Consider the following 23743-nt stretch of genomic DNA (forward strand, 5'->3'; position numbering starts at 1 on the left):
AAACGGCGCCGGGCGCCGTCCAGGAGGACGGCGCCCGGCGCGGGCCGGCTGACCCTGGCCCATGAGGTTGTCGCTCTTCGGCGGACTACACCACCGCGGGTTCCGGCTGCTCCGACTCCGCGGGCCGGGAGACGCCCCCGGCCTTCGCCGCGCGCTTCTTCGCCCGGCGCTCCTTGCGGAGCTCGACCATCGCGTACAGCGTCGGGACGAGAAGCAGCGTCAGCAGGGTCGACGTGACCAGGCCGCCGATCACGACCACGGCCAGCGGCTGGGCGATGAAGCCGCCCTCGCCGGTGATGCCGAGGGCCATGGGCAGCAAGGCGAAGATCGTCGCCAGGGCGGTCATGAGGATCGGTCGCAGCCGGTGCCGGCCGCCCTCGATCACGGCCTCGACGACGCCGTGGCCCTGCTTGCGGTACTGGTTGATCAGGTCGATCAGCACGATCGCGTTCGTCACCACGATGCCGATCAGCATCAGCATGCCGATCATCGCCGGGACGCCCATCGGGGTGCCGGTGGCGATCAGGAGGCCGATCGCGCCGGTGGCGGCGAACGGGATGGAGACGAGCAGGATCAGCGGCTGGACCAGGGACCGGAAGGTGCCGACCAGCAGCATGAAGACGATCGCGATGGCCGCCAGCATCGCCAGACCCAGGTTGGCGAACGCCTCGTCCTGGTCCTCGGAGACACCACCGATCGACGCCGTGGCGCCGTCCGGGAGCTTCAGCGCGCTGATCTCGGACTGGAGCTTGGTGCTCACCGCGCCCGTGTTGTCGCCGGTCGGCTTCGCGGTGATGGTGGCCGCGCGCTGGCCGTCGATGCGGGTCATCGAGACCGGGCCGTCGACCAGCTTGACGGTGGCGATGTCGCCGAGCTTCACCGCGCCCAGGCGCAGGTCCTGAAGCTGCTTCAGGGTCTGCGCGGGCTTCGCCGAGCGGATGACGACGTCGCGCTCGGTGTCGTCCAGGACCGCCTTGGCCGCCGGGGTGCCGCGGACGGCCTGGGCGACGGCGGCGCCGAGGGTCTGGTCGCTGAAGCCGGCCGCGGCCGCCTTGCCGTTGGCCTTCACCGAGATGCGCGGCACGCTGGTCGACAGGTCGCTGGTGACGTCCGTGACGTCGTCGAGGGAGGCGACCGTCCTGCGGACCTCCTCGGACGCCGTGCGCAGGACGCCTGCGTCGGCGGCCTTCACGACCACGCTGAGGTCCTGGGCGCCGAAGCCGTCACCGGCGGTGATGGTCGTCGTGCCGATGCCCTTCAGCCCGGCCAGGCCCCTCTCGATGCTGTCCTGGACGTCCTCGTACGACGCCGAGTCGTCCAGTGTCACCTGGTAAGAGGCCTGGTTGGTGTCCGTACCGCCGCCGAAAGCCGCCATGAAGCCGGAGGAGCCGACCGTGACCTGGTAGTCCTTCACGCCCTTGGTGCCGGCGAGCAGCCGCTCGACCTTCTTGGCCTGGGCGTCGGTCGCCGCGAGGCTCGTGCCGGGCTTCAGCTCCTGCTTGACGGTGAGGACCTCGACCTCGCCCTGGTCGAAGAAGTTCGTCTTCAGCAGCGGCGCCATGCCGAACGTGCCGACGAGGACGACGATCGCGAGGGCCACACTGGTCAGACGGCGGCGGGTCGCGAAGCGCAGGACCGGGACGTAGAGGCGCTGCAGGCGGCTCCTGGCCTCCTTCTCCTCGGCGAGCCGGCGGGCCTCGTCCGCGTCCTCCGGGGTGCCCTTCGGCGGGCGCAGGAACCAGTACGACAGCACCGGTACGACCGTCAGGGAGACGAGCAGGGACGCCAGCAGCGCGGCCGTGACGGTGAGGCTGAACGAGCCGAACAGCTCGCCCACCATGCCGCCGACCAGGCCGATCGGCAGGAACACCGCGACTGTGGTGAGCGTCGAGGACGTGACCGCGCCCGCGACCTCGCGCACCGCGGTGAGGATCGCCGAGTGGCGCTCCTCCCCGTAGCCGAGGTGTCGCTTGATGTTCTCCAGGACCACGATCGAGTCGTCGACGACCCGGCCGATGGCGATCGTCAGCGCGCCCAGCGTCAGGACGTTCAGCGACAGGTCGCGCGTCCACAGCACGATCAGGGCGAGGACCACGGACAGCGGGATGGACACCGCCGTCACGAGGGTCGAGCGGATCGAGGCCAGGAAGACCAGGATCACCAGGACAGCGAAGAGCAGACCGAGCGCGCCCTCGGTGGTCAGGCCCTCGATGGACTTGGACACGGCCGGGCCCTGGTCGCTGACGACCGTGAGGGTCGCGCCGGAGCCGAGGTCCTGCCGCAGGTCGGGGAGCTTGTCCTGGACGGCGTCGGAGATGGCGACCGCGCTGCCGTCGCGGTCCATGGTGACGGCGACGGCGAGGCTGGGCTTGCCGTCGGTGCGGGTGATGGAGTCGGCCGGGGCCTCCTGCTGCTTCACCGTGGCGACGTCGCCGAGACGCACCGGCTTGCCCTTGCCGGACTCGCCCGTGACCATCAGGTCCTGGATCTGCTTCAGCGAGGTGAAGCCGCCGCCGACCTGGACGGTGCGGTTGGCGCCGCCCTCGTCGAAGGAGCCGGCCGGGACGGTCGCGCCGCCCGCCTGGAGCGCCTGGGAGAGGGACTGCGGGGTCAGGCCGGCCTTCGCCAGCTTCGCGTCGTCGGGGGTGACGGTGACCTGGAGGTCGCGCACCCCGTCGACGGTGACCTGGCCGACGCCGTCGATGCTCTTCAGGTCCGGCACGACGGTCCTGTCGAGCTGGTCGGCCAGGGCCTGCTGGTCCCGGCCGGAGGTGACGGCGAGGACGACGGTCGGGATGTCGTCCGTGGAACCGGCCACGACCTGGGGGTCGACGTCGTCCGGGAGCTGGACGCGGGCCCGGTTGACGGCCTGCTGGACGTCGGCGACCAGCTGCTTGGTGTCGTTGCCGTAGTCGAAGGACGCCATGATCACGGCGTTGCCCTCGCTGGCGGTGGAGGTGACGCCGCTGATGCCGTCGACCGCTTCGAGGGTGTCCTCGATGGGTTCGACGACCTGCTTCTCGACCACGTCCGGTGACGCGCCCTGGTACGGCGCCAGCACGGATACCACGGGCAGTTCGATGGTGGGCAGCAGCTGCTGCTTGAGCTGGGGTATCGCGATCGCCCCGAAGACGAGCGCGATGATCGACATCAGTCCGATCAGGGCCCGTTGCGCGAGGCTGAATCTGGACAGCCAGGACATGGGTGAGGGTCTCTCTTCTGTTTAGCGGCAGAAGCGGCAGCGGGCGCGCAGATGAGCGCTCGCCCCTACACCCTGGGCCATGGGGGGACGGGGTTCCGTAGGCCCCAGGTCCCGTTTCCTTATGCGGCGCATACTCCGGGCGCAGTACGCCCGGGGCGAGCTCACTCCACCCTCGGACGGACCAGGCCGGACTCGTACGCGGTGACCACGAGCTGGGCGCGGTCCCGGGCACCCAGCTTGGCCATGGCCCGGTTGACGTGCGTCTTCACCGTCAGCGGACTGACTTCGAGGCGCTCGGCGATCTCGTCGTTGGAGTGCCCGCCGGCGACCAGGACGAGCACCTCGCGCTCCCGGACGGTGAGCGAGTCGAGCCGTTGGCCGCGGGCCGGGTCGCGGTCGCCGCCGGCCGGGCCCTCCTGGGCGAGGAACCGGGCGATCAGGCCCGTGGTGGCCGCCGGGGACAGCAGGGCCTGCCCGCCGGCCGCGATGCGGATGGCGGTCAGCAGTTCCTCGGGCTCGGAGCCCTTGCCGAGGAAGCCGGAGGCACCGGCGCGCAGCGACTGCACGACGTAGTCGTCGACCTCGAAGGTCGTCAGGATGACCACCCGGACGTCGGCGAGGCCGGGGTCGGCGCTGATCATGCGGGTCGCGGCGAGACCGTCGGTGCCGGGCATGCGGATGTCCATGAGGACGACGTCGGCGTGCTGCTCCTTCGTCAGCCGGACCGCTTCCGCGCCGTCGGAGGCCTCGCCGACCACCTCCATGTCGGGCTCGGAGTCGACGAGCACGCGAAAGGCGCTGCGGAGCAGCGCCTGGTCGTCGGCGAGCAGGACACGGATGGTCATGCGGGGTCCTCCCCGGTCGGTGTGCGGGTCTTGAGCGGCAGGATCGCATGGACGCGGAAGCCGCCGCCGTAGCGCGGACCGGTGGTGAGGGTGCCGCGCAGGGCGGTGACGCGCTCGCGCATGCCGAGCAGTCCGTGGCCGCCGCCGCGGTCCTGGGTCTCGTGCTCACCGCTGCCGTCGTCGAGCACGGTGATCTCGATGTTCGGTCCGACGTGTACGAGGCTGACCTCGGCCTTGGCCTGGGGCCCGGCGTGTTTCTGCACGTTGGTGAGGGCTTCCTGGATGATCCGGTAGGCGGCCAGGTCGACGGCCGCCGGGAGGGTCGTGCCCTGGTCGGCGCGGGCGACCTCGACGTGCAGGCCGGCACTGCGGAAGGTGCCGGTGAGTTCGTCGAGGCGGTCCAGGCCCATGGCGGGTTCGGTCGGGGCCTCGGGGTCGCCGGACTGCCGGAGCAGGCCGACGGTGGCGCGGAGCTCGTTGAGCGCGGAGCGGCTGGCCTCGCGGACGTGCGCGAGGGCCTCCTTGGCCTGGTCGGGGCGCTTGTCCATGACGTGGGCGGCGACACCGGCCTGCACGTTGACCAGGGCGATGTGGTGGGCGACGACGTCGTGCAGGTCCCGGGCGATGCGCAGGCGTTCCTCGGCGACCCGGCGGCGGGCCTCCTCCTCGCGGGTCCGCTCGGCCCGTTCGGCGCGCTCCCGGATCGCCTGGACGAAGGCGCGGCGGCTGCGGACGGCGTCGCCTGCCGTGGCGCCGATGCCGGTCCAGGCGAAGATCGCGAGGTTCTCTTGGGCGTACCAGGGCAGGGAGCCGGCCGACATGGCGGCGCCGGTCAGCACGGTCATGGTGAGCAGGCCGACGCGCCAGGTGGTGAGGCGGTCGGTGGTGGAGGCGACGGTGTACAGGGCGACGACGGCGGACATGGCGACCGGGGCGCGGGGGTCGCCGGTGACGGATTCCACGACGGAGACCGTGCCGGTCAGGGCGAGGACCGTCATCGGGGCGCGGCGGCGGAAGACCAGGGCGGCGGCGCCGAGGGCCATGAGGACGAGGCTGAGGGAGTCGGGGGTGCGCAGGGCCCAGCTGACGCTGTCCCGGTGCCGGGGCTCCACGAACGAGCCGGCGACCATGCAGATCAGGACGGCCGCGGCCAGAACGGCGTCCATGGCCAGGGGGTGCGCCTTGGCCTGGCATCTGGCCCGCGCGAGGGTGCTCACGGCTGCTTACGGTAGCTGGGCCGGGGGCTTCGCCCCCAGGCCCTCGTCGGCCCGGCCATGGGTGCGCGCGGCCTCAGCCCGGGATCAGGCCGTCGTCGCTCAGGAGTTCCCGGACTTCCTCCAGTGTCGCGTCCGGAGACGGCAGGATCAGTTCCGACGGCTCCAGGGAGTCGTCCGGGAGGGGGTCACCCAGGTCGCGGACCCTGGCCAGGAGGGCCTGGAGGGTGCGGCGGAAGCCGGGGCTGTCGCCGTTCTCCATTTCCGCCAGGAGTTCGTCGTCCAGCTTGTTCAGCTCGGCGAGGTGGCCGTCGGCCAGGCTCACCTGGCCCTCCCCCATGATCCGTACGATCATGTCGCCCTCCTAGGCGTGGACCCCTACTGCTTGTCGAAGCGCGGAGTGTCCTGCGGCTGCTGCTGGGACTGCTGCTGGCCCGCGCCCCCTTCGAGGGCCTGCTGCCCGCTGCCCGAGCCTCCGGCCAGTTCGGCCTTCATGCGCTGCAGTTCCAGCTCTACATCCGTACCACCGGAGAGCCGGTCCAGCTCGGCCTGGAGGTCGTCCTTGTGCATGCCGGAGGGGTCCTCCAGGGCACCGGAGGCGAGCAGCTCGTCGATGGCCCCGGCACGGGCCTGGAGCTGGGCCGTCTTGTCCTCGGCACGCTGGATGGCCAGGCCGACGTCGCCCATCTCCTCGGAGATGCCGGAGAAGGCCTCGCCGATCCGGGTCTGCGCCTGGGCCGCCGTGTACGTCGCCTTGATCGTCTCCTTCTTCGTGCGGAAGGCGTCGACCTTGGCCTGGAGCCGCTGGGCCGCGAGGGTGAGTTTCTCCTCCTCGCCCTGGAGCGTCGCGTGCTGGGTCTCCAGGTCGGTCACCTGCTGCTGGAGCGCGGCCCGGCGGGAGAGCGCCTCCCGGGCCAGGTCCTCACGGCCCAGCGCGAGCGCCTTGCGGCCCTGGTCCTCCAGCTTGCCGGACTGCGACTGCAGCTGGTTCAGCTGCAGCTCCAGACGCTTGCGGGAGGTCGCCACGTCGGCGACGCCGCGGCGGACCTTCTGCAGCAGCTCCAGCTGCTTCTGGTACGAGTAATCGAGGGTCTCGCGCGGGTCCTCGGCCCGGTCAAGGGCCTTGTTCGCCTTCGCGCGGAAGATCATCCCCATACGCTTCATGACACCGCTCATGGGCTTCGCGCGCCCCCTTCTGACGACCTGGCTCCAGCTCCTGCGACAGAACCCACAGTACGGGCCCTGCATCCATTACCGCACTGTTCGGGGACGGATGCGCTCATCCCCAAGGACGACTGCGTGCGCTCCCGCTCCGGCGTAGGGAGTAGGTGGTCCCCGGGGTTACCGGAGCCGTACACCCCCGGCAACATCCGGAGGCGTACGCAACGTCCCCTCTGTCCCCTTACTGACGACTGGTGTTGCCGGATCGTTCCCCGCGGGGCTGGGGTCCATGCCCGGAAGCCCGTACCCTTGGGTTTTGTGTTCCGTAGCCGTGCGAAGGATGAGAAGGCCCAGGACGCCGACAAGGCGCTGGTGACCGACTCCAGTCAGCCCCGTCACCCCGAGGCCCCCAAGGGCCGCCCCACGCCCAAGCGCAGCCAGGCCCAGTCCTCGCGCCGCAGCGTGGCCAACACGTCGATGACGCGCAAGGAGGCCGCCAAGCGACAGCGCGAGGAGCGCCGTACCGCGATGGAGCGGCAGCGCCAGGCGCTGGCGAGCGGCGACGAGCGGTATCTGCCCGCCCGTGACAAGGGACCGGTCCGCCGGTTCGCGCGCGACTTCGTCGACTCCCGGTTCAACATCGCGGAGTTCTTCCTGCCGATGGCCGTGGTCATCCTCGTGCTGAGCATGGTGCGGGTGGCCTCGTTGCAGAACATCGCGCTGCTGCTGTGGCTCGTGGTGATCGTGCTGATCGTGCTCGACTCGTTCGTCACGGCCTTCCGTCTGAAGAAGGAGCTGAACGAGCGCTTCGCGGGTGAGAACAAGCGCGGCGCCGTCGCCTACGCCCTGATGCGCTCCCTCCAGATGCGCCGGCTCCGGCTGCCGAAGCCGCAGGTCAAGCGCGGAGAGCGGCCCTGACCACGACGCCGTTCTCCGGGGGTGCGGCGGATGCCTGGCTGGACAGGCTGGGCGGGCTGCGCGATGTCGTCCGGCAGGAGCTGGTGGCCCGCCAGCTGGACGAGCAGATAGTCGGCCGGTTCCCGGTCGGTCAGCGCCTGCGGGTGCTCGACGTGGGGATGGGTCAGGGCACGCAGGCGCTGCGGCTGGCCCGGGCGGGGCACCAGGTGACCGGTCTGGAGCAGGACCCGACGATGGTCGCCGTGGCCCGGGAGTCCCTCTCCGGGGAACCGGAGGGCATCCGGGCGCGGATGCGGATCATCGAGGGCGACGGCCGGGACACCGGCGTGCACTTCCTGCCGGGCAGCTTCGACGTGGTCCTGTGCCACGGCGTCCTGATGTACGTCGAGGAGCCCGACCCGCTGCTGGCGGGCCTCGCCCGGATGCTGGCGCCCGGCGGGCTGCTGTCGCTGCTCGTGCGCAACGGGGACGCGCTCGCGATCCGGCCGGGTCTGTCCGGCGACTGGCCGGGCGCGCTGGCGGCCTTCGACACGACCGCCTACCGCAATCGGCTCGGGCTCGACGTGCGGGCCGACCGGCTGAAGGATCTGACGTCGACGCTCGCGGGGATCGGGGCGCCGCTGCACGCCTGGTACGGAGTGCGGGTGTTCACCGACACGGCGGCGGACGGCGCGGAGGTCCCGGACGGGGTGGAGACGCTGCTCGCGGTGGAGGAGAAGGCGGGCCGGACGGATCCGTACCGCGGGGTGGCCGCGCTGCTGCACCTGTGCGGCGTGCGCGGCTGACCCACGAAAGAGGGGGTGGGCGGAGGCCGTCGGCCCCCGCCCACGGGCTCACGCCTCGGCCGCGTGCAGACTCATCGGCCCGTAGATCTCCGCGGCGTCCTCGAACAGCCGCACCTGATCGGCACCGCCCTCCTGCAGGGCCTTCCAGTGCTCCCCGATCCAGGACTCGGCGTCCCCCTGGGTGGGGAACTCCTCCGGCGGCACCGCGGGCTGGACCTCCGTCCCGTCGGTCTTCTCGAACCGCCACGTCCATGCCGCCATGTACGCCTCCCATGTGTGTGAGCACACTGCACAGCGAAAAGCCGGATCTTGGTCCGGCTTCTCCTCAGAGCCTATGCGCTCCGCCGGGTGTGCCGTCACAGGACTGCGGGTGACCGCTTGCGCGCGGGTTGTCACCCACGTATCCCGTACGGCTTCCCGAGAAGGCTCCATACGGGGTGCCAGGCGCGCAGGAGCCGGGCGGGCAGGCGAAAATCGGTGCGTGGAACTCACTCTGCTCGGCACCGGCGCCCCCGCGGGTCTCCCCCGCCCCGACTGTCCCTGCGCGGCCTGTGCCGCCGCCCTCGGCCCGGACGCGCGGGCGGCCACCGCGCTGCTCCTGGACGGGGCGCTGATGCTCGACCTGACGCCGGGCGCGGCGTTCGCCGCGGCGCGGGCGGGCCGTTCCCTGACCGGCGTACGGCAGGTGCTGCTGTCGCACCCGCACGACGGGCCGGCGGTCGAGGTGCCCGCGGGGCTGCCGCAGCCCGGGCGGGTGCCGGACGGGCGGGAGTTGACGCTGCTGACGGGGCACCGGGTGCGGGCGGTGGCGCTGGACGCGCCGGGGACGGGGTACGCGGTGACCGGGCCGGAGGGGCAGCGGCTGCTGTATCTGCCGCCGGGCGGAGCGCCCGCGGGCCTGGAGGAACCGGCCGAGTCGTACGACATGGTCCTCGCGGATGTCGTGGGGCGGCCGGACGCGCTGGCGAAGCTGCGGGCGGTGGGGGCGGTCGGGCCGACGACCGACGTTCTCGCCGTCCATCTGGACCACGACGTGCCGCCGGGCCCGGAGCTCGGGCGGCGGCTCGCGGCGGCCGGAGCGCGGGCCGTGCCGGACGGGGTGACGCTGGCGGTGGGGGCGTACGAGGACGTGCCGGACGTGCCGCGGCGGACGCTGGTGCTGGGCGGGGCGCGGTCGGGCAAGTCGGTGGAGGCCGAGCGGAGGCTGGAGGCCTTTCCGGACGTGCTGTACGTGGCGACGGGCGGGTCGCGCAACGGGGACACGGAGTGGTCGGCGCGGGTGGCGGCGCACCGGGTGCGGCGGCCGGGGTCGTGGCAGACGGTCGAGACCTGCGATCTGGTGCCGTTGCTGGAGGCGCAGGGGCCGCCCCTGCTCATCGACTGTCTGTCGTTGTGGCTGACCGACGCGATGGATTCCGCCGGGGCGTGGGACGACGCGGTGTGGGCGGAGCGAGGCGAGAAGGTGCTGCGGGAACGGGTGCGGGAGCTCACGGAGGCGGTGCGGGTCACCCGGCGGACCGTGGTGGCCGTGTCGAACGAGGTGGGGTCGGGGATCGTGCCGTCGACGGCGTCGGGGCGGCGCTACCGGGACGAACTCGGGCGGCTGAACGCGGGGTTCGCGGACGAGTGTGAGCATGTGCTGCTGGTGGTGGCGGGGCAGGCCGTGGCGCTGCGGGGCTGACCCGGGCCCCGCGGCACCTTCCCCTTGCCTGGCTTACGGAGCTTTGCGGGCGATCACCCGGTACGTGTTCGCGAAGCGGGTGCGGCGGGTCACCGGGGCGATGAGATGGTCCGTCAGCGCCGCCAGGGCCACCAGGGGGATGCCGGCGCGGAGCAGGGCGGTGCGGGTGTGCCGCTGGACGGGGGGCGGGGGGATCGCCCGCCAGGGGGTGTCCGGGGCCGGCAGGGCGTGGGAGAGGGCCAGGGACGTGGCGCCCGCGAGGTCGTGGGGGACGTGGACCGGCCGGTGGTCGAGCGTCAGGATCGTGCAGCCGGCCGACTCCAGTTCCGCGCGGACGTTCTGCGGGGGCAGCAGGTGGAGGTGGCGGGGCTGGTCGTAGGGGAGCCACCAGCGGCCCAGCAGGGCGGCGAACACGCTGCGGGGGCTCAGGGTCTCGATGAGCAGGTGGCCGCCCGGGCGCAGGGCCGAGAGGGCGGCCCGGAGTTCGGCCCGGGGGTCGGGCGTGCCCTCCAGGTGGTGGAGCATGCTGACCACGTCGTAGCGGGCGCGCAGGGGGGCGGCGATCCGGGGGTCCGTCAGGCGGCCGACGTGGGCCTCCTCGACGCGGTCGGCCGTGCGGGCGCGGACCACGCGCGGGGTGGGGTCCAGGCCGTCGAAGGCGGTGTACGGGAAGAACTGCCGGGCCGTGGCGGGAAAGCGGGCGTGACCCGTCCCGACGTCGAGCCAGCTCTCCGGCTCGCCGCAGCGCAGCATCGCGCGGGCGGCAGAGCGGTGGCGGCGCGGGCTGCCGCGCAGGGCGAGGAGGCCGTCGCTCGCCGGATCCCTGGGCGCCCCGCGTACGGTCCGGTGGTAGAGGGCCAGGCCCTCCACCGTGAGGCGGGGGTTCTGGAAGGTGTGGCCGCAGTCCCGGCAGGCGTCGACCGTGAAACTGCCCGGCTTGTACTGGCGCAGGTCACCGGTGCGCAGCCGGTTCCGCAGCCGGGCGGAGCCGCACCAGGGGCAGTCCTCCCGGCGCGGCTCGTGGACCCGTGTGGTCGCCTGCGGGACGGGGGGTGCGGAGGAGGCGGGATGTGCGGGCATGGGCGGCTCCCGGGCGCGACGGCGTACGGCGGGGACGTCGCACGCACCACGTACGACAATCCGCTGCAAAACGGAACGTATGGGATGCCGATCTTGGGTGCAACGACGTCGCCGTGACGGAGTGGTGATGTGGCGCCGTGCTGTTCGAGCGGGGCCGGTACTGTTCGGCGAATGAGCTCGCTTAATCTCGACGACTTCACCGATCTGATCGAGCGTCCGGACGGCGGGGTCCGCCGTGACGCCGAGGCACGCCGGGAGCGGCAGATCGTGCCGCCCGGGTCGCTGGGCCGCCTCGACGAACTGGGTGAGTGGCTGGCGGCGGCGCAGTCCGCCGTGCCGGTGCGGCCGATCGAACGGCCGCGGGTGGTGCTCTTCGCCGGCGACCACGGCATCGCCGGACTGGGCGTGTCGGCCCGGCCGGCGGGCGGCGCCGGGGAGATGGTGCGCGAGGTGCTGGAGGGCGGCCGGCCCGTGTCGGTGCTGGCACGGCGGCTGGGTGTGCCGGTGCGGATCGTCGACATGGCCCTGGACTGCGACCCCGAGACCCTGCCCGAGGACGTCGTACGGCACCGGGTGCGGCGCGGCAGTGGGCGGATCGACATCGAGGACGCGCTGACCCCGGAGGAGGCCGAGGCGGCGTTCCGGGCCGGGATCGCGGTGGCCGACGAGGAGGCCGACTCGGGCACGGACCTGGTGGTGCTCGGCGATGTGAGCGTCGGCGGGACCACGGTGGCGGGCGTGCTGGTCGCGGCGCTGTGCGGGGTCGACGCGTCGGTCGTCACCGGGCGCGGCGGGCTGGCGATCGACGACCTGGCGTGGATGCGCAAGTGCGCGGCGATCCGCGACGCGCTGCGCCGGGCGCGGCCGGTGCTCGGGGACCAGTTGCAGCTGCTGGCCGCCGTGGGCGGGGCCGACCTCGCGGCGATGACGGGCTTCCTGCTGCAGAGCGCGGTACGCAAGCTGCCGGTGGTGCTCGACGGGGTCGTGACGGCCGCGTGCGCGCTGGTCGGGCAGCGGATCGCGTTCCGGGCGCCGGACTGGTGGCTGGCCGCGCACGACAGCGGGGAGCCCGGGCAGGCGAAGGCGCTGGACCGGATGGCCCTGGAGCCGCTGCTGACCCACGGGGTGACCGTCGGGGAGGGGACGGGCGGTCTGCTGGCGCTGCCGCTGGTGCAGGCCGCTGCCGCGCTGGCGGCGGAGCTGCCCGAGAAGCCGAAGGAGTCCGGGGAGCCGGCCGGGCCGGAGGTCTCCGAGGTGCCCGCCGAGCAGTAGCGGCCCCGAGATCCAGGTCACTCACGCCTGGCTCAACTTCGTCCCGTTCCGGTCGGTCTTGGAACGTGGTGTCGGTTTGACTGAGTCACGGACACCCTCAGACGTTCCGACGCACGCACGAGGACGACCGCAGGATGACCACGCTCGCCCGCTGGGCCCGCGCCGAATGGGGAGCGCTGTACGCCTCGGCGCGCGGGCCGCTGGCCGAGCGGCGGTGGCGGGCCGTGCCGGTGGCGGTCACGGCCGTGTGTCTCACGGCCGTGCTGCACTTCGCGCACCACCAGGCGTGGGGCTGTGAGTGGGTGCGGAACGCCGGCGGGGTGCGCGCCGTGGACCCGCTGTGGCAGGCGCTGCTGCGTACGCCGCTGTCGCTGTTCGTGCCCGCCCTGGATCTGCCGGTGTGGGGCGCGCTCGTGCAGGTCCTGCTGGTGTTCGGCATCGCCGAGCTGTGCCTGGGCCGGTGGCGGACGGTGGCCGTCGCCTACGTCGCGACGCTCGCGGGGACGCTGTACGCGCGTCTGGGTATCTGGCTGGGCCCGGACTCCTCACTGGGTCTGCCCGCGTCGGACCGGTGGGTCGTGGACACCGGGCCGTCGGCGGCGGTGGTGGGCCTGGCCGTCTTCCTCGGGTGGCGCCACCGCGCGTACGTCACGGCCTCGGTGGTGATCGTGGCGATGGTGGTCGAGGTCGTGGTCAAGGAGAACCTCGCGGGCAAGGAGCACCTTGCGGCGATCGCCGCGGTGCTGGTGCTGTGCGCGGCCGGCGAGCTGCGTCAGCGGTGTTCGAGGGAGCGGGCCGGCTCGGGGTCGGGCGCGCCGCCGATCCAGTCCTGAAACCTGCGCCGGGGACCCACCCAGCGGCGGTCGTGGTGGTAGGCCCGCAGACCGGATTTCGCACGGGCTCGGGGGCGGTTCCGGTAGAACCGCTTGGCCCAGGGTGAGGTGGGGCGGGCCAGCCGTACGGCGCCGACCAGGGCGATGAGGGGGATGATCACGCCCAGGACGGCGATGCGGACCTTGCCCTTGAACAGGGCGATGAGGGCGAAGGCGAAGTTCACCAGAATGTTCGCGAGGAAGACGGCGCGGTTGTTCTGCTGGTCCTCGGAGAGGTCGTTGACGCCCAGCGGCGAGAAGCCGAGCAGGAGCAGGCCGACGAGGGACGCGGTGAGGACGACCATCTCGACGCTCTTGCGGCCGTCCTGGGTCCAGTAGACGTCGGCGAGGTGCAGGACCAGGGCGAACTCGTCGAGGACGAGGCCCGCGCCGATACCGAAGATCACCGCGGCCAGGTACGAGCCGAAGCCGTACTGGCCGCCGGCGACCGCGCCGAAGCCGCCGATGATCGTCAGGATGACGCCGGGCACCACGTGGTGGACGTGGACACCGCCGCTGCCGCTGATGTTGCGGAAGGGGCCCTTGCCCGCCCGGATGAGACGGGTGATGCCCCGGGTGATCACGAAGGTCAGAACGAAGGAGACGAGAGCGAGAAGCAGTGGCAGCTTGCCGGGTTCCATGATGTTCCGCTCGAACCATCCCATATGCGCACTTTATCCTCGGCTGCCGTATGCGCTCTCCTGACCGGCCGGTAGCCTGCGCCGGTGCCCAGAACCTCGCCCCTCGACGGCCTCCGCTTCGCCTTCGGCACCCTCACGGTGATCCCCGTCCGGGTGACCCGGTGGGACCGGGAGGCCGCGCGCGGCGGCATGCTGTGCGCTCCGCTGGCCGGGCTCGCGGTCGGTGCCGCCGCCGCCGGGCTCGGGCTGGTGCTGCTGTTCCTCGGCGCGGGCGCCCCGCTGGCCGCCGTGGCGACCGTCGCCGTGCCGGCCGTCCTCACCCGGGGGCTGCATCTCGACGGGCTCGCGGACACCGCCGACGGTCTGGGCAGCGGGAAGCCCGCCGAGGACGCGCTGCGGATCATGAAGCAGTCGGACATCGGGCCGTTCGGGGTCATCACCCTCGTCCTGGCCCTGCTCGCACAGGTCGCCGCGCTCGCCCAGGCGTACGACGCCTCCTGGGCCCGGGGCGCCTGCGCCGCCGCCGTCTCCGCGATCCTCGCCCGGCTGGCCCTGACCCTGGCGGCCCGGGCCGGTGTGCCCTCGGCGCGGCCGGAGGGGCTGGGGGCTGCGGTCGCGGGCGTGGTGCCACTGCGGGGGGCGGTGGTCGCCGCCGTCGCCGTCACCGGGCTCGCGGCGGCGGCCGGTGCCGTCCACGGGCCGTATGACATGGTCCGGAACGTGCTCGCGGTCGTTCTCGCCCTGGCCGCCGCCGAGGCGCTGCTGCGTCACTGCACGCGCCGCTTCGGCGGGGTCACGGGGGATGTCTTCGGCGGCCTGGCGGAGACCGCGGCGACCACGGCCCTGGTCGTTCTGTCACTGGGCTGAAACGATCTCCCCGTCCCTCTCCTGCACGGGCCGCTCAGACGCTACCTTCTCGCCGACACACAAGTGATCGGGGGACGTTCATGCCGAAGCTGCGCCGTGCCATGGCCTGGCTCGTCGATTTCGCGCTGGTGGTGGCGCTGGCCTCGGCGCTCGCCGTGCTCACCTTCCACCGGGTCTCCGCGCTCGTCACCGACGTGCCCGAGCTGGCCACCCGCGGCGGTTTCGACCTGCTGACCTCGCGCGGTGACCTGCTCGACGCCTCCCAGGACCTGGGACTCTCGCTGTGGGACAAGTCGGTGCTGTACGTCCAACAGGCCTTCGGGCTGCTGGTGCTGACGGTCTTCCTCTACCAGTGGGCGTGCCTGGCCCTGGCCGGGCGCACGGTCGGCAAGGCCGTGGCCGGGCTGAGGGTCACCCCGGCCCTCCCGCGCGGGGTCAGGGCGGCGCGGCGGGCCGCGGTCACCACCGCCGCGGACGTCGCCGTGTACGCCGTGGCCTGCGTCCTGCTGGTCGAGGGCCAGGTCGTGCTGTCGGTGCTGGTGTGGGCGGTCGCGGTGGTGCTGTTCCTGCTGAACGCCATGCCGGTCCTCTCCCCCGGCCACCGGTCCCTCGCCGACCGGGTCGCGGGCACGGCGGTCACCGGGATCAGGGTCAGCAGGCCCGTCGCCACGCCCCTAGCTCGTACTTCTTGAGCAGCGAACTGAGCTTCAGGCGGCGGGAGTCGGCGCAGAAGCGGGTGGTGGGAACCTCGTACTCGACGTGGAAGACGGCCTTGCCCGCGGCGACGAACGGCTTCAGGGCCGCGCACTCGCCGTACTGGGCGCACTGCTCGTTGACCGCGAAGTCGAAGTCCCCGACCAGTTCCGGGATCTGGTCCAGGTCGTTCTTCAGACCGACGGCCAGGCCCCGGTCGTGGGCGAGGCGGGCGATGAGGCGGTTGTAGCGGAGCTGGTCGGTGGCCGTGAGCGGGAAGCCCGTGTCGTTGCGGTAGCCGTCCATGTTGTCGGGCTCCACCGCGTCGAAGCCCTTGTCGCGGCACATGTCGATGCGGGCCGCCATGAGCGGCTCCAGGACGTCGGTGCGGCGGATGTCGAGCCAGCGCTCGCCCTTCCAGCCGTTGCCGCGGCCCAGGACGGCCTCGGGGAACTTCCCCGCGTCCGGCCGGAACTCCTCCCAGGCACCGGTGGACAGGTAGCAGATGACCTTGCGTCCGTCGTCGTGCAGCCCGGCGACCGTGTCCTCGGAGTGGTCGAAGCCGTCGATGTCGTAGACCGGCACGTCGACGGAGGCGTCCAGGCGCCCGCTGAGCTGCCACTGCCAGGCGGTGCCGGGGCGGGGTTGCCAGCGGGGGCCGGGCTTGTCGTCGGGGGTCTGGGTGCAGCCCGCGAGCAGCAGGACGAGCAGCGTGGCGAGCAGGGGGCGTCTCACGGGGCGTTCTCCGGGGTGTGCAGGGTGTACGGCAGGGTGCCCCAAGGATGATCTCCGGTGCCGGGGACCGCGCAGTGCACCGCCGCGCCCCGCGCCCGGGCCAGGCCTGCCACGTCGGCGTCGGGTGGGACGGCGTACACCAGGTGGCACAGCCGTACGTCCGGGCCGCCGGGCCACGGCTGCGGGGGCTGCGCGCGGTACGAGGCCCAGGTGCCCTCGAAGGTGACGAGGACGTCGGCGATGCGGGCGTAGCAGGGGTGCGGTGCCGTGCCGTGGTTGAGGACGAGGGTGCCGCAGCCGACACCCCAGGCGGCCACCGCCAGCTTCTGGTAGTGCTCGAACTCCCCGGGCCCGGACGGCACCTGGTCGAGGAAGGCACCGTCGGTGCCGTACCAGTCGCGGTGCCGGGTGAGGTCGCGGACGACGTCGGTGGTGGCGCGGCGGCCGTAGTCGGTGTCTGCGTACCCGAGGACCCTCGCTCCCGCGGCCCGCAGCCGGGCGGCGGCCTCGGCGAACGCCGGGTCGGGGCGGTCGCCGGGGCCGCTGGCCGGGTTGAGGACGACCCCGTAGAGCCGGGGCGCGGCCGCGACGATCGCGTCCCATGCGGCGGGGCGGACGGACGGGTGCTCGTAGTACGGAACCAGGAGAGTGCTCATCGGTGGGCGGTTGCCCTCCCCAGCAGGGCGCACACCAGGACGGCCTGGACGGCGGCCGCCGTGCCGTAGACGACCGCTCCCGTCAGGTGCGGATCGCCGGTGCGGGTGACGAGGAGCAGGGTCTGGACGAGGGCCGCGGCGCCGCACACCGCCGTCGCGCCGGTCACCGCGCCGAACGACTGGAGCAGCAGCCCCGTCCACAGGGCCACGCCCAGCAGGAGCAGCCCGGCCAGCCGGATACCGCCCGGGACCGGGGCGTGTGGCCACAGGGCGGAGGCAGCGAGGCTCAGCGCGAGCAGGACCGCGAGGTAGGCGGCCAGGCACCGCACGACGGTGAGGACCGTGGTACGCCGGAAGGCGCGGGCCGTGCTGCTGGAGCGCAGTCCGGCGAGGCTGTCGCTGCGGAAGCGGTACAGCAGCCACTCGGCGGGGCCCATGCTGAGGGTGAGCGCCACTGCGGCGGGCGCGGCGACCGCGCTCGACGACTCGCCGGCGAGGACGTCGCCGAGTGCCGCGTACAGCACGAGGACGCCGGTGGCGAGCCCGAACAGGGCGTAGGGCAGGGAGCCCGAGAGCCGGGGTGCGGCGGGGCGGCGGTGGGCGGGGAGGGTGCCGAACGCACCGAACGGGAGCAGGGCGACGAGGCCCGCGGTCCAGCCGTGTTCGCCCTTGAGGGCGGGTGCCACCTCGCGCAGTCCGAGTACGGCGACCGCCGCGAGGGAGCCCAGCAGCAGGGCCGGGCCGGCGCTCTCGGGCAGCGGGCCGACCAGGGACAGGACCGCGCCCATGGCCATCGGCGCGAGGGCGGCCAGCAGGAGCCGTTCGCGGCCCATCACCAGCAGGACGGTCGCCGCGGCCAGATAGCAGGACTGCCCGGCGGCGAAGGCGACCACGGCCGGGGCGGCGCCGCCCGCGGAGGCCAGGGCGACCAGGGAGCCGAGCAGCGCGCCCGCCGGGGCGCCGAGCAGCAGGGCGCGCCGGGCGGCCGGCCGGTCGCCCAGCCCCAGCCAGGCGTACGCCCGGTGGGCGAGGCCCTGGTTCCAGGTCCAGCCGCACAGGGCGCCGGCGAGGAGCGGGACCGTGCCCGCGGGGAGGCCGAGGTCGCCGGGGCCGGTGAACAGGGGGGCGCCGAGGACGTAGGCGAGGCCGGGCAGGGCGAAGACGACGCCGCGCAGCAGACAGCCGAGCAGGCCGGTCCGCCAGGGGTCGGGGGCCGGGCCGTCGGGCTCGGGGTAGCGGCGTTCGACGCGTTCGTAGAGCGTCTCGGCGAGCGCGAAGGAGTTCTTCACGCCGTACCGCTCGCGTATCTGGTCGTCGGAGAGGCCGTCGGACTCCAGCAGGGCGGCTATCTCGTCCGGGTGGACGGCCGCGGCTATGAAGTCCTCCATGCGGTCGGCGAGTTCGTCGACCGGGTCGGGCCGGGCCCAGCTGGGGGTGCGCTGCCGGGGAATCGCCGGGAGGGTGTCCGGGCGGGAGCCGGGGGGCAGCCAGACGCTTCCGCTCACCAGCCGGCCCCGTCCGTCGCGGTGGACGCGTACCAGGGGTCGCGCAGTTCCAGCGTCCAGTCGGCGACGGTCTCCAGCGTCGGCTCGTACACCTCGTCCTCGCCCGCGAGTTCCTTGTAGATGGTGCGGAAGGCGTCCACCGAGCGGCGCAGCGTGAACCTGTCGATGACGCGCTGGCGTGACAACTCGCCCAGTTCCAGGCGCCGTCGGTCGTCCTTCAGCAGGGTGAGCGCGGCGGCCGCCATCTTCTCCGGCTCGCGCGGGGGCACGACCAGGCCCGTGTCGCCGACGGCCTCGCGCACCCCTCCGACATCCGTCGACACCGTCGTACGGCCGCAGGACATGGCCTCGATGATGGAGAACGGGAAGCCCTCGGAGATCGACGACAGCATGACGAGGTGCCCGGCCGCGTAGGCGCGCCAGACCTCGCTGACGCGGCCCTCGAAGGTCAGGCCGTCGGTGACGCCCAGTTCGGCGGCGAGTTTCTCCAGCCGGGTGCGGTAGGCCTCGCCGCCGGGCGGGACCGGGCCGAAGAGCCTCAGCCGGGTCGCCGGGATCTCGGCGCGCACCATGGCGTAGGCGCGGAGCAAGGTCTCCAGGTCCTTGATGGGGTCGATCCGGCCGCACCAGGACAGGGTGGGGACCTCGGGCTCGGGACCGGCGTGCGGGAAGGCGGCCGGGTCGACGCCGTTGTAGACCGTGCGGATCCTGTCGGCGTCTGCGCCGCCGCGCTCCTCCCAGCGGCGGTTGTACTGGTTGCACGGGGTGATCAGGTCGGCGGCGCGGTAGCCGTAGGAGTTGAGCTCGCGGTAGAAGCCGAGCATGAACGCCTTCACGGGCCAGCGCTGGGCGTCGCTGCGGTAGCCGAGGTAGCGCTCGCGCAGGTAGATGCCGTGCTCCGTGAGCAGGAACGGCACGCCGTCCAGGTGGCGCGCGGCGAGCGCGGGCAGGGTCGCCAGGCCGCTGCTGACGGCGTGCGCCACGGAGTCCTCGGGGATGCGGACGCCCAGCGGGCGCAGGGCGTGCTCCAGCAGGTCGGTCGCGGTCAGCGCGTCGTGCACGGTGGGGCGGGCGGCGGCGGTCGGCAGGTGGGGCATGGTCCAGATCCACATCAGCGACCGCAGCGCCGACTCGGTGCGCAGCGCGGCCGGCAGGCATCCGTCGCGGGCGAGTCCGGCCAGCTCGTTCAGGGACTCGCCGAAGTCGGCGTGCGAGCCGGGGTCCAGGAAGGACAGCAGGAACCGCTCGTAGCTCTCGGTGAAGCGGCGGCGGGCCCTGCCGTACGGGGGCCTCGTGCGGCCGGGACGCGGGCCCCAGGTCGGTACGGAGGTGTGCCGGCAGACGTTGGGCGGCAGGTCCCAGGTGACGGGTTCGCGGCCGCTGCCGGTGAGCGAGACGAGGTGGAAGTCGACCTCCGGCATGCCCTTGACGAGCTGGTCGCACCAGGTGCTGACGCCGCCGTGGACGTGCGGGTAGGTGCCTTCCGTGAGCATGGTGACATGACGGCCTGTTCGCCTCATGCGGTGTTTCCCCCTGTGGTGCGGATGGTGTGCGGGGAACTGCTGCCGGATCCCGGGCGCGGGCCCGTCGTGGCTGGTCACGCAGTTCCCCGCGCCCCTTTAGGGCAGCTTCAGCGTGAGTGCCGACTGGAGTGCCGCCGGGGTCGTCCAGGCCGAGCGGGCTCCCGCGTACGGGGTGCCGAAGGCGCTGGTCCCCAGCAGGAGTTGCCTCTTCGTGCCCTCCGGGGCGGTCACCGGGATCTGCGTCCCCGACGGGGCGGTGACCGTGACCGTGTTGCCGATGCGGTACGCCGTCACCCAGTTGTTCGCCAGGGCGGTCTGCCAGGCGGCGCGGCGCTGCACCTCGGTGCCGATGGCGCTGTGCCGGGGGTTCTCCAGCGGGGTGCCGTCGGTGAACAGGGCCCGGTAGTCGGCGAGCACCTTCTCCATGACCGGGTAGAGCAGCCGGTCCTCGGCCAGGTTGGACTGGTGCGCGTAGTGCGGCCGGGGATCACCCGCGAGAACGTGCCCGAGGGCGATGCGCGCCTCCTGCGGGACGATGTGCTCCGCGTAGCCCGTGGCCGGGTCGAGCGGCTCGTCCAGACACGTCGACGTCGGGTTGTCCTCGCAGACGCCGCTGCCGCCGTCGGCCCGCGAGGTGTAGACCCAGTTGTACTCGTCGGCCATCTCGGCCGCCGTGCCCACGTTGTAGTACACGTTCATCGGGTGGCGCGGCACGGTCAGCGCCTTGCCGACGGCCCGCTGCCCGGGCTCGCGGGAGTTGTCCGAGGCGATCCACTTGACGCCGGTGTCGGCGAGGGCGCCGGCCAGGTTGGGGTTGTCGTTCGGCTGCTGCGGGAGGGTCTTCAGACCCGAGTGCTCACCGGTGACCAGCTCGGTGCGGTCGATGGGCAGGCCCTTGTTCACGGCCCACTTGTGGTTGTCCCGGATCTGGGCGGCGATCTCGGCGCGGCTCATGTACTTCGTCGAGCCGTCGGCGTTCTTCGCGCAGCTCCACGGCACGCTGGAGGTGTCCTGGACGCAGCCGAGGAACGGGTGCGTGTAGGTGTGGTTGACCCAGCGGTACTGCGCCTTGTCGGCGAGCAGCCGGGCGGCGAGGGCGTCGGTGCCGCCGTGCTCGGTCTTCCACTCCTCGCCGGAGCCGGCGTTGAAGACCATGTCCATGGTGAAGCCGTGCTCGCGCTGCCACTGGGCGGCGTGGGCGGCGTCGTCCGCGGTCATGCGGATCGGCGTGGTGCCCTCGCCGTCGCCGCCCGCGCAGTCGAAGTCGCCCGGGGTGCAGTTGCGTTCGGTGTCCCAGCGGCTGTCCGGGGCGAACACGTCGTCGACGTGCACCGCGAAGGAGTTGCGGGTCTGCCCCAGGTGCACGCCCTGGGTGAGCCACTCCACGATGCCGCGGGCCAGCAGCCGGAACTGCTGCTGGTTGTTGTTGTAGGCGAAGGTCACGACGAGTTCACGGCGGCCGTCGTGGGCGTACTCGCCGACGAGGCTGCCGCGGCCGGTGCCGCCGGGCACGGGGATGTCGACGTAGCTGGTGAAGCCGGGGCGGGGCCGGGCGGCGTAGCCGTAACTCTCCTGCACGGCCGGGGCGTTGTCCTCGAAGCGGAACGCGCCGTCGAGGTAGCCGAACCAGCCGGCCTTCCCGGCCGCGGTGACGGATGCCTCGCGCCCGTCAAGAGTGCCTGCCCAGCCACCCTCACCGGTGTAGTCGAGACCGACCCCGGGGTGCGCCCAGGTGTAGGCGTCGACCTGCGGGATGCCGTACGTCCGCTCGTAGGTCTCCAGCGCGGTCTGCTCCGCGGAGCCCGCGCCGAACGGGGCCTCGTTGGGCAGGACGACGCCCTGGTACTTGGCTCGGGGCCGGCCGTTCACGGTGTCGCTCAGGAACGACGCCGTGATCTTCGGCCGTCCGGAGTCGTTCAGGTCGATGGTCGTGTACGGGACGCCCGTGCTCTTCAGCTGGGCGGTGACGGCCTGCACGGGGCTGTCGCCGTTGTCCACCACCAGCACCTTCAGATCGATGCGTGGTTCCCCCGCGGCCGCCGCCCCGGGCGCCGTCGCCCCGGCCGTGATCATGCCCGCCGCCGTCATCGCGGCGGCCGTGTTCTTCCATCTGCGCGCACGCTGCGCCATGGTTCCTCCCCCAGAAGATCCCAGGAATCCTCGTGCGGTCGAACAGAGGAGGATCCGTGGAAAATCATGCAAAGCGGCGAGCAGGACGCTCACCGGATCGCGACGAGTGTGACTCAGTTCACCGGCATGGAGGATCAAGAAATGGCCACTACGCCACCGACAGGTGAACGTCCGCAGGAATGAGCGAACCGGACCACGCGCGTAGTCTCGTCGTCGAGTGTTCGCCGCACCGGGGAAGGCCCCGTGAGACCCAGACCCTCAGGTCGGAATAGGGTCGGCTGCCGGGCCCGGTCGACCCACACCGTTCGACCACAGCAACTTCACATCGGAAGCGAGATTTCACCACCGTGACTGCTCTCACTCTCAGCACCGCCGCGGCGACCGGCCTGCGGGCCGACGCGATCGTGATCGGTGTCGCCAAGGGTGCCAAGGGGCCGGTCGTCGCACCGGGCGCCGAGGCCGTGGACAAGGCGTACGACGGCAGGCTCGCCGGCGTTCTGGAGACTCTCGGCGCCTCCGGCGGCGAGGGCGAGGTGACGAAGCTGCCGGCGCCGTCCGGCTTCAAGGCACCGCTCGTCCTGGCGGTCGGCCTGGGCGCGGTCCCGGAGAAGGACGCCGAGTACGGCACCGAGGCCCTGCGCAAGGCCGCCGGTGTCGCCGCCCGCGCCCTGGCCGGGTCGAAGAAGGCCGCCTTCGCACTGCCGCTGGGCGACGCCGCCGACGCCGGCGCGATCGGGGAGGGCGCGCTGCTCGGCGCGTACTCCTTCGACGCCTACAAGGACAACGGCAAGGACCCCAAGGCGAAGAACGGCAAGGCCCCCCTCGCCGAGGTCACCCTGCTGGGCGGCAAGCCCCGCGACAAGGCGTACAAGGCCGCCGTCGAGCGTGCCGCCGCCGTGTCCGGGGAGCTCAACCGCGCCCGCGACCTCGTCAACACCCCGCCGAACGACCTGAACCCCGAGTCGTTCGCCGCGATCGCCCAGGCCGCGGCCAAGGAGCACGGCATCAAGGTGCAGGTGCTCGACGAGAAGGCCCTGGTCAAGGGCGGCTACGGCGGCATCCTCGGCGTCGGGGCCGGCTCGGCGGCGGGACCGCGCCTGGTGAAGCTGTCGTACACCTCCTCCAAGGCGAAGAAGCACCTCGCCTTCGTCGGCAAGGGCATCACCTACGACTCGGGCGGCATCTCGCTGAAGCCGGCCGGTCACAACGAGACGATGAAGTGCGACATGAGCGGTGCGGCCTCGGTGTTCGCCGCGGTCGTCGCCGCCGCGCGTCTCGGCCTGGAGGTCAACGTCACCGGCTGGCTCGCCCTGGCCGAGAACATGCCCTCCGGATCCGCGACCCGTCCGGGTGACGTGCTGCGGATGTACAGCGGCAAGACGGTGGAGGTGCTCAACACCGACGCCGAGGGCCGGCTGGTGCTGGCCGACGCGCTGTGGGCGGCGTCGCAGGAGAAGCCCGACGCGATCGTGGACGTGGCGACGCTGACCGGGGCGATGGTGCTGGCGCTGGGCAACCGGACGTTCGGGATCATGGGCAACGACGACGCGTTCCGCGCCGCGCTGTGCGAGGCCGCCGAGGAGGTCGGGGAGCCGGCGTGGCCGATGCCGCTGCCGGAGCACCTGCGCAAGGGGATGGACTCCCCCACGGCCGACATCGCGAACATGGGCGAGCGGATGGGCGGCGGCCTGGTCGCCGGCCTCTTCCTGCGCGAGTTCGTGGGCGAGGGCATCACCTGGGCGCACCTGGACATCGCCGGGCCGGCCTTCAACGAGGGCGGGCCGTTCGGATACACGCCGAAGGGCGGCACGGGGACGGCCGTGCGGACGCTGGTGCGGCTGGCGGAGCTGACCGCCGCCGGGGATCTGGGCTGACCTGCGCCTGAGAGCCCGGTCTCGTCCGCTGTGCGGCGAGTGCGGGGGTGTGGGGGCTGCTCGCGCAGTTCCCCGCGCCCCTGCGGGGC

Annotated in this window: 21 protein-coding genes; 8 read left to right on the forward strand and 13 right to left on the reverse strand. The window is 72.8% G+C overall.

Translation table 11 applies throughout. The features are described from left to right. Window positions 1–85 precede the first annotated feature (85 nt). From ACFU3E_RS18940 to ACFU3E_RS18960, 5 genes are all read right to left on the reverse strand, one after another. On the reverse strand, window positions 86–3202 hold the full coding sequence (locus ACFU3E_RS18940) for an efflux RND transporter permease subunit (protein ID WP_384159057.1): 3117 nt from the start codon (window positions 3200–3202) through the stop codon (window positions 86–88). A gap of 161 nt (window positions 3203–3363) precedes the next feature. Further along, window positions 3364–4047 (reverse strand): response regulator, encoded by a 684-nt coding sequence (locus ACFU3E_RS18945; RefSeq protein ID WP_384159060.1) that lies wholly within the window; start codon window positions 4045–4047, stop codon window positions 3364–3366. After that, complete coding sequence (locus ACFU3E_RS18950) at window positions 4044–5264, reverse strand: sensor histidine kinase (RefSeq protein WP_384159063.1); 1221 nt, start codon at window positions 5262–5264, stop codon at window positions 4044–4046. Before ACFU3E_RS18950 ends, ACFU3E_RS18945 begins: the two co-directional genes overlap by 4 nt. A 73-nt stretch (window positions 5265–5337) precedes the next feature. Then, window positions 5338–5616: a hypothetical protein gene (locus tag ACFU3E_RS18955; protein ID WP_384159066.1), complete on the reverse strand. Its 279-nt coding sequence runs from the start codon at window positions 5614–5616 to the stop codon at window positions 5338–5340. 23 nt (window positions 5617–5639) lie between these two features. Then, window positions 5640–6410, reverse strand: a complete 771-nt coding sequence (locus ACFU3E_RS18960; protein ID WP_384159142.1) for a PspA/IM30 family protein — start codon at window positions 6408–6410, stop codon at window positions 5640–5642. 330 nt (window positions 6411–6740) lie between these two features. Here ACFU3E_RS18960 and ACFU3E_RS18965 point away from each other — a divergent pair, with 330 nt between their 5' ends. Both ACFU3E_RS18965 and ACFU3E_RS18970 read left to right on the forward strand, forming a co-directional pair. Next, complete coding sequence (locus tag ACFU3E_RS18965; RefSeq protein ID WP_384159069.1) at window positions 6741–7340, forward strand: DUF3043 domain-containing protein; 600 nt, start codon at window positions 6741–6743, stop codon at window positions 7338–7340. A gap of 83 nt (window positions 7341–7423) precedes the next feature. Next, window positions 7424–8125, forward strand: coding sequence for a class I SAM-dependent methyltransferase (locus ACFU3E_RS18970; protein WP_384159071.1), 702 nt, complete (start codon window positions 7424–7426; stop codon window positions 8123–8125). Window positions 8126–8173: 48 nt separating this feature from the next. Here the strand turns inward: ACFU3E_RS18970 and ACFU3E_RS18975 are convergent, their stop codons facing one another. Then, the gene (locus tag ACFU3E_RS18975; RefSeq protein ID WP_352115922.1) at window positions 8174–8386 is read right to left on the reverse strand and encodes a hypothetical protein; all 213 of its coding nucleotides are present in this window, start codon (window positions 8384–8386) and stop codon (window positions 8174–8176) included. A gap of 220 nt (window positions 8387–8606) precedes the next feature. Between ACFU3E_RS18975 and ACFU3E_RS18980 the strand changes: the two genes are divergently transcribed. Beyond that, window positions 8607–9806 carry a bifunctional adenosylcobinamide kinase/adenosylcobinamide-phosphate guanylyltransferase gene (locus ACFU3E_RS18980; protein WP_384159075.1) on the forward strand — a complete coding sequence of 400 codons (1200 nt, stop codon included), beginning with the start codon at window positions 8607–8609 and terminating at the stop codon, window positions 9804–9806. 33 nt (window positions 9807–9839) lie between these two features. Here ACFU3E_RS18980 and ACFU3E_RS18985 read toward each other — a convergent pair whose 3' ends face one another. Further along, entirely contained in the window at window positions 9840–10886 is a 1047-nt protein-coding gene (locus ACFU3E_RS18985) for a class I SAM-dependent methyltransferase (protein ID WP_384159078.1), read from the reverse strand. A gap of 171 nt (window positions 10887–11057) precedes the next feature. Between ACFU3E_RS18985 and cobT the strand changes: the two genes are divergently transcribed. Then, window positions 11058–12158 carry a nicotinate-nucleotide--dimethylbenzimidazole phosphoribosyltransferase gene (gene cobT, locus ACFU3E_RS18990; RefSeq protein WP_384159081.1) on the forward strand — a complete coding sequence of 367 codons (1101 nt, stop codon included), beginning with the start codon at window positions 11058–11060 and terminating at the stop codon, window positions 12156–12158. A 134-nt stretch (window positions 12159–12292) separates the two neighbouring features. Continuing rightward, a complete protein-coding gene (locus ACFU3E_RS18995; RefSeq protein WP_384159084.1) occupies window positions 12293–12991 on the forward strand; it encodes a hypothetical protein in 699 nt (232 codons plus the stop codon). On the opposite strand, the gene ACFU3E_RS19000 is transcribed toward ACFU3E_RS18995, so the two are convergent. Then, window positions 12931–13695 (reverse strand): hypothetical protein, encoded by a 765-nt coding sequence (locus ACFU3E_RS19000; protein WP_384159087.1) that lies wholly within the window; start codon window positions 13693–13695, stop codon window positions 12931–12933. The two genes, ACFU3E_RS18995 and ACFU3E_RS19000, sit on opposite strands and share 61 nt — an antisense overlap. A 60-nt stretch (window positions 13696–13755) precedes the next feature. Here ACFU3E_RS19000 and ACFU3E_RS19005 point away from each other — a divergent pair, with 60 nt between their 5' ends. Together ACFU3E_RS19005 and ACFU3E_RS19010 are read left to right on the forward strand one after the other, a co-directional pair. Beyond that, window positions 13756–14538 carry an adenosylcobinamide-GDP ribazoletransferase gene (locus ACFU3E_RS19005; RefSeq protein WP_384159090.1) on the forward strand — a complete coding sequence of 261 codons (783 nt, stop codon included), beginning with the start codon at window positions 13756–13758 and terminating at the stop codon, window positions 14536–14538. An 80-nt stretch (window positions 14539–14618) separates the two neighbouring features. Further along, window positions 14619–15230 carry an RDD family protein gene (locus tag ACFU3E_RS19010; RefSeq protein ID WP_384159093.1) on the forward strand — a complete coding sequence of 204 codons (612 nt, stop codon included), beginning with the start codon at window positions 14619–14621 and terminating at the stop codon, window positions 15228–15230. Here the strand turns inward: ACFU3E_RS19010 and ACFU3E_RS19015 are convergent. The 5 genes from ACFU3E_RS19015 to ACFU3E_RS19035 form a co-directional block, all read right to left on the reverse strand. Next, entirely contained in the window at window positions 15190–15966 is a 777-nt protein-coding gene (locus ACFU3E_RS19015) for an endo alpha-1,4 polygalactosaminidase (RefSeq protein WP_384159096.1), read from the reverse strand. The genes ACFU3E_RS19010 and ACFU3E_RS19015 overlap by 41 nt on opposite strands. Next, the gene (locus ACFU3E_RS19020) at window positions 15963–16622 is read right to left on the reverse strand and encodes a spherulation-specific family 4 protein (RefSeq protein WP_384159099.1); all 660 of its coding nucleotides are present in this window, start codon (window positions 16620–16622) and stop codon (window positions 15963–15965) included. Before ACFU3E_RS19020 ends, ACFU3E_RS19015 begins: the two co-directional genes overlap by 4 nt. Next, window positions 16619–18127 carry a hypothetical protein gene (locus tag ACFU3E_RS19025; RefSeq protein ID WP_384159102.1) on the reverse strand — a complete coding sequence of 503 codons (1509 nt, stop codon included), beginning with the start codon at window positions 18125–18127 and terminating at the stop codon, window positions 16619–16621. Before ACFU3E_RS19025 ends, ACFU3E_RS19020 begins: the two co-directional genes overlap by 4 nt. Then, window positions 18124–19647 carry a GT4 family glycosyltransferase PelF gene (gene pelF / locus ACFU3E_RS19030; protein ID WP_384159105.1) on the reverse strand — a complete coding sequence of 508 codons (1524 nt, stop codon included), beginning with the start codon at window positions 19645–19647 and terminating at the stop codon, window positions 18124–18126. Before pelF ends, ACFU3E_RS19025 begins: the two co-directional genes overlap by 4 nt. Window positions 19648–19746: 99 nt before the next feature. Then, the gene (locus ACFU3E_RS19035) at window positions 19747–21780 is read right to left on the reverse strand and encodes a hypothetical protein (RefSeq protein WP_384159108.1); all 2034 of its coding nucleotides are present in this window, start codon (window positions 21778–21780) and stop codon (window positions 19747–19749) included. Window positions 21781–22127: 347 nt separating this feature from the next. On the opposite strand from ACFU3E_RS19035, the gene ACFU3E_RS19040 reads away from it, so the two are divergent. After that, window positions 22128–23654: a leucyl aminopeptidase gene (locus ACFU3E_RS19040; RefSeq protein WP_384159111.1), complete on the forward strand. Its 1527-nt coding sequence runs from the start codon at window positions 22128–22130 to the stop codon at window positions 23652–23654. Window positions 23655–23743: the final 89 nt, after the last annotated feature.

It is taken from the genome of Streptomyces sp. NPDC057424, assembly GCF_042803315.1.
In the GTDB taxonomy this organism is placed as follows: domain Bacteria; phylum Actinomycetota; class Actinomycetes; order Streptomycetales; family Streptomycetaceae; genus Streptomyces.